Raw genomic sequence first — 5991 nt, forward strand, 5'->3', positions numbered from 1 at the left:
CATCCGTCAGCTCCTCCGGCATGCCGTTCAGGTCGGTATGGAAGTAGTAGATGTGTTGTTCCTGATTACCGTTTCTGTCTATCCGTGCCAGCGGTTCATAGCTGCCTTCATCGGTATACAGATACAGGCTCTGCCGTTTGTCTGCGCTGCTTTCCTGAATCATCTGCAGCCCGTCCCACAGGAAGGTGGTGCGGTTGCATGGCTTGCCGTCACGGTCCAGTGGGTGATTTTCGATGCGCCGGCCTAGAGCATCGTAGACGTAGCGTTTGATGTGGATGAATTAGGTTATAGAGGATTAAAGATGACTTTTTAGTAGACTAAACAGCAATTAAATAATAAAACTGGAAAAATATTAATTTTTTCTTAGTTTTTCCATTTAAAAATAATACGTATTAAAAATAATACGTAATAGCAAAGCAATTTATATTTATTTTAATTCCTTATCACGAATGCAAAAAATTTTTATTGATTTACAATCTATAACCAGCAATTTATTAAAATTCAAATACTCATTCTGATGCTCAAAAAGATATCTGATACTCTTTTTTTCGTTCGAAGTATATTTAATCATCCTTTAGTTCGATATTCATCAGGTAACTTATAAGTCTAATCTTGTGTAAACTGATTACTACATCGCAATTCTAGTTTATACGTAATCTTTTATTTTTTATAATTTAAATCAACTTAATGCAACTAATTCAATAAGTAAATTAATAAGTCGATTTTTTAATATTTGATAAAAAATGATTATATAGATAATTACTCTAAAATTACATTACAATAATATTCTATTTCCATCAGAAGATCACTAGATGATGATTGATAATAGACTCTTGGAACAGTATTATCGATCGCTTTAAATGACAAATCACTATCTTTCCAGATAACATTAATCTTCCTATCTTCTGAGCAAAGGTCTTCCATAAGTTTTGATACATCATCTATACAACTTCCCATATAACCAAACTTACCAAAGAAAGCATGGCCCAGCTCACAAAAAAAAGCATAGTAATCCTGAATGTATTTTCCCTCAATGACGACAGTATCTTTCTCTAAAGTCCGTGGAATCCCATTTTTTAAATAACTGGCTGAAATATATATTAATTTTAAATTTCCTTTCATATCAAGCCATACCCTTTCTTCAAGATTATCTGCTTCTTTAAGGAAAGATAATGCTCCTACTTTATACATTTTTGAGTACATTTCTGAATATGTTTCTGAAGAGAGAGATAAACAAACATATAATGCATCAGGTGACTTTATTATTTTTTTCACTGTAAATTTACAATAAAACCTCCCGGCAAATTGATTACTTTTAATGGAGTAAGTTTCCTCGTTCGTTATTAAATGAACATTTTGTTCAGAAATTCCTGTAAATGCAAACCAATAATTATTGTTTGTCTCTAAAAAACTATAGCATTCAATCAAATCACTACAAGAAAAAATCAATTGTTCTGAACTGTCTCTAATCTCATATTTAGTTCTCATTGCTTCATCCTGTAAAATATTCAAAACATAACCTGTAATTATTCAATGATAACAGCAAATATTCTTTCATATTGGTTAATATTAAAGCTCACTTAGGTTTTACCGTTAGGAAATTTTTTGTATGTATCCTTAATTTATTATCTCCAGCTATAACTTCCCATTCTACTGAACTTTTCCATCTTGCCGGCACTTGCTTACATATCCCTGGTAAACAGTTCAACGACAAGTTGCTATCAGACAGAAGAGTTTAATTTTTTCTGGAGATAATCCAGTTACACATATACCATATTGTTTATTTAGTAATAGAATCTTTTACTTGATGTTGATAACAGAAGATGACACCACCAAACAATAGTGCACTGTGCTGACTGAAATTAAACAGACCGAAAAGCATTCATAAACTGACTACATTTATGGCTAATAACTGGGATTGAAAGCAGCTGATTCAATAAATAAACCAGTAAGCCGACTTTTTAATATTTACTGTAAGAATGGTTAATAGATAATTACTCTAAAATCACATTACAATGCTCTTTTAATGTCATTAATATATCACTAGATACTGCCTGATAATAGCCTTCTGGAACAGTATTTTCAATTGCTTTAAATGATAAATCACTATCTTTCCAGATAATATTAATTGTTCTATCTTTTCGCGCAACATTGATCAAAAGGTCTGAGACACCGGGTAGATTCCATCCCATATACCCAAAATTTCCAAGGAAAGCATGACCTAGCTCACAAAAAAAAGCATAGTAATCCTGAATATATTTTCCCTCAATGACGACAGTATCTTTATCTGAAGTTCGAGGGAAACCATTTTTTAAATAACTGGCTGAAAGATATATTAATTTCAAATCTCCTTTCATATCAAGCCATACTCTTTCCTCAAGTTCACTTGCTGTTTTAAGTAAAGCTAATGCCCCTCTTTCATACATTCGCCCAGAAAAATATAAACCCGCATATAATACATCATGTGATCTTATTATTTTTTGCACTGTAAATCTACCATGAAACCTATCAGCAAATTGATCATTTTTAATGGAGTATTTTTCCTCATCTATTATTAAATTAACATTTTGTTCAGACATCCCTATAAATGCGTACCAATAATAACCACTTGTTCCCAAAAAATCATAACATTCAATAAAATCATTACAAGAAAAAATCAATTGCTCAGAACTGTCTCTAACTTCATATTTATTTTTCATCACATCAACCTGTAAAAATAACCAAAATACAATATGTAATTATTCCAAGAAAACTTCCAATATTCGTTTATAGTGGTTATCAGTAAAACCTACTTGGGTTTTACCGTTAGGCAATTGTTTAGTAAGTATCCTATAATCACCATTACCAGGTATAACTTCCCATTCTAATGCACCTTTCCACTTTTCTCCTTCTATTCCTTTAAAAATCTTTTGATTACCATAATCATCAAGACGTGGAATACCTCTACCATTAAAAATATCATTCAATCCTTTATCCAACGCAGCAAAATCTTCTTTTTCAAGCACACCATATCGGGATTTCTTTGTGGGAAGGTTTTTAATTCTTCCTTTTATACAACTCCATCCCCACGGATCAATCCACATCAGCGGATTGGGCGCATACTGATAAAGATTGAGTCCGCCGGCTAATCCAATCGGGTCCGGTTGGGTAAAGCGGCCTATATCCGGATCGTAATACCTGAAAGTATTGTAGTGCAGTCCGGTTTCTCTGTCTAAATACTGTCCCTGATACCTCAGGTTCTGTTGTATCTCTGTATGGGCAATCTCCTGTATCGGTTTGCCCCATAACTGGTATGAGCATTCCCAGACGATTTCACCGGCTTCATCCGTCAGCTCTTCCGGCATGCCGTTCAGGTCGGTATGGAAGTAGTAGATGTGCTCTTGCTGATTACCGTTTCTGTCTATTCGCGCCAGTGGTTCATAGCTGTACTGGTCGGTATACAGATACAGGCTCTGCCGTTTGTCTGCACTGCTTTCCTGAATCATCTGCAGTCCGTCCCACAGGAAGGTGGTGCGGTTGCATGGTTTGCCGTCACGGTCCAGCCGGTGTTTTTCTATCCGCCGGCCGAATGCATCGTAGACGTAGCCATAGCGTTCAGTATGGTTTAGCTGTTCGATACGCACTTCGGTCAGGCGGTGTTCGGCATCGTAATGGTAATACTGGGTACCGCTGGCGGTTTGTTTGCTGCGGGTTCGTCCGTGTTCGTCGTAGCTGTATTTCAGTCCGCGGAAGCTGAGCAGCTGATTAAAGCGGATCAGGTTCTGATTGCTTTCTTCTTCACCGCGTCTTCTGTCCAACAGGTTGGCCGCAGCATCGTACTGCAGGGTTTCCCAGTACGCTTCGTTGCGGCAGCTTTCGATGCGTCCGGTTACGTCGTAGCGGTAATCGCTCTGTCCCTGACGATTGTGCTTTTTGCTTACCAGCCGGTCCAGATTGTCGTAGCTGTAGCTGCGGTCCAGTATGATATCCGGCAGGATACCCGCTCCCGGACGTTTGGTCTGTTTGCCGGTCAGGCGGCTGGTGCGGTCGTATTGAAAACTGGTATTCATTCTGCCCTGGCTGCGCAGGGTTTCCCGGTGCAGATGGTCACGCTCAATGTCGCTGATAATCTGTCCGTCCAGGTTAATCTGGTGCAGATGGCCGGAACCATAATACAGTTTGTTGATGGTGCGCCCGTCCGGCAGGGTGGTGGCGATACGGTTGCCCAATTTGTCATACTGATGCTGCAGAACACCCTGTGCAGTGGTTTCGCTCAGCAGGTTGCCCATTATGTCGTAGTTGAAGCTGATCAGTTCCGGTTCGGCTTCCGGCGGTAAACCGGCAGCTTTAAAGCCGACTTTGAGCAGGTTGTCGGCTTTGTCATACTGGTAGGCGGTGGTGCCGTCGGGGGTGTATTTGCCAATTAAGCGCCCAATGGCGTCGCGTTTGAAACGATGTTCGATCTGATGCGGGCTGCCGGCTGCAAAGCGCACGCTGCTGACGTTATCGAGCGGGTCGTAGCTCAGCTGCTGTCTGCGCCCGTCCAGATCGGTCTGTTCGGTCAGGCGGTCGCCGGCATCATACTGAAACCGGTACTGTTCGCCGTTTTCGTTGGTCAGGGCGGTGAGGCGTCCGTAGGCATCGTAGCTGAAGCCGAGCTGACGGCCGGCGGCGTCGATGCGGGTATGCACTAGTCCGCGCTGGTCACGGCGGTAGCGGGTGGTGTGGCCGGCCGGATCGGTATAGCTTTGTAGTTGGCCGGCGGCATTGACGCTGTAGTGTTCCTGCCTGCCGTCCGCCAGGGTGGCGCCAATGAGCTGGCCGGCTGCGTTGTACTGGTATTTGCTGCTGTTACCAATGGCATTGGTGATGCTGGTGAGGTTACCAGCGGTATTGTAATAGAAATGGGTGATGGAGCCGGAACAGTCTACATGCTGGATAAGCTGGCCGTTTTCGTTCCAGCGCAGGTGTTTGTTGCCGCCGCGTGCATCGGTGATGCAGACAACCTGGCCGTGCCGGTCGTACTGGTAGTGGGTATGCTGCTGTAACGGGTCGGTGACGGTGAGTAGGTTACCACGCTCGTCGTAGTAATAGCGCCAGCTGCTGCCGTCGGGGTCGACGCTGATGGTCGGCAGTGCCCAGTGCGGCAGCCACTGGGTCTGGGTGGTTCTGCCCAGTGGATCGATTTCTTCGGTTAACCGACCCTGTGCATCGTAGCTGTAGTGCCATTGTCCGCCTTGCGGGTCGGTTATGCAGGCCAGCCTTTGGTAATCATCCCACTCTAATTCGCAGCTTTGTCCGAGGGCATCGGTGTAACGGGTAACCTGATAGTATTCGTTGCAGTAATATTTGCTGATGCGGCCGAGGCTGTCTTCTACTGTGGTCAGGCGTTTGTCTAAATCATAATGGAAACGATAGTCTTCCAGTCGCTGACCGTCGGCTTCGCTCCAGTGCCGGGTTACCCGCCATGCGGTCTCTACATCTGCTGTGCTGAAGTAGCTCCACTGATAATAACACTGTAAGCCAGTGGGCAGGCGGTGGTAGGTCATGCGCCGGTCGCTGTTGTAGGCAAATTCGCGGGTTTGGCGGTTCTCGGCATCAAAGACCTGTTGCAGGTCACCCTGTTCGGTGTACTGGTAACGGTTCAGTAAGCGGCGGCTGCCATCGCTTAGCTCTTGGCGGATTTCGGTCACGCGCTGCGGATGGCGCTGATCCTGATAGTGCAGGCTGATGCGGGCAGCGTTGTCGTTATCGGCAATTTCGACGATGCGGCTACGGGAATCGCGGTAGATAAGTAACTGGTTGTCGTTACGGTCCTGTAGCATGCTTAGCAGCAGACGTTTGGGGTTATTGGGATCAGGTTCGAACAGGCGGTAAAAGCCGTTGTCGTCTTCAATTACCCAGCGGTCTTGTTCGCCGCGGCGGATGGATAAATTCTCGTTAAGACCGCGTATGCCTTTACCCGGCTGGATGGGTTCGATTTCGATACGCCGCCCTTCTTCGTTGATATAG

At 43.4% G+C, this 5991-nt stretch carries 4 protein-coding genes; all 4 read right to left on the reverse strand.

From position 1 onward, the window contains the following. Positions 1–163 (reverse strand): RHS domain-containing protein (locus tag H3T84_RS12595; protein WP_198219290.1); only part of this gene is annotated, 163 nt, incomplete at its 3' end. A gap of 596 nt (positions 164–759) precedes the next feature. Continuing rightward, positions 760–1512, reverse strand: coding sequence for a hypothetical protein (locus tag H3T84_RS11855; protein ID WP_198219292.1), 753 nt, complete (start codon positions 1510–1512; stop codon positions 760–762). Between the two features lie 482 nt (positions 1513–1994). Next, positions 1995–2699 (reverse strand): hypothetical protein, encoded by a 705-nt coding sequence (locus H3T84_RS11860; protein WP_198219294.1) that lies wholly within the window; start codon positions 2697–2699, stop codon positions 1995–1997. Positions 2700–2738: 39 nt separating this feature from the next. Then, on the reverse strand, positions 2739–5991 hold a 3253-nt coding region (locus tag H3T84_RS11865), incomplete at its 5' end, for an RHS repeat-associated core domain-containing protein (RefSeq protein WP_198219295.1).

The organism is Snodgrassella sp. M0110 (genome assembly GCF_016101465.1).
Classification (GTDB): Bacteria; Pseudomonadota; Gammaproteobacteria; order Burkholderiales; family Neisseriaceae; genus Snodgrassella; species Snodgrassella alvi.

Bases quoted from the DNA above. Each gene is read 5' to 3' on its own strand.
- H3T84_RS11860 (WP_198219294.1), bottom strand. From the start codon at position 2,699: ATGAAAAATAAATATGAAGTTAGAGACAGTTCTGAGCAATTGATTTTT.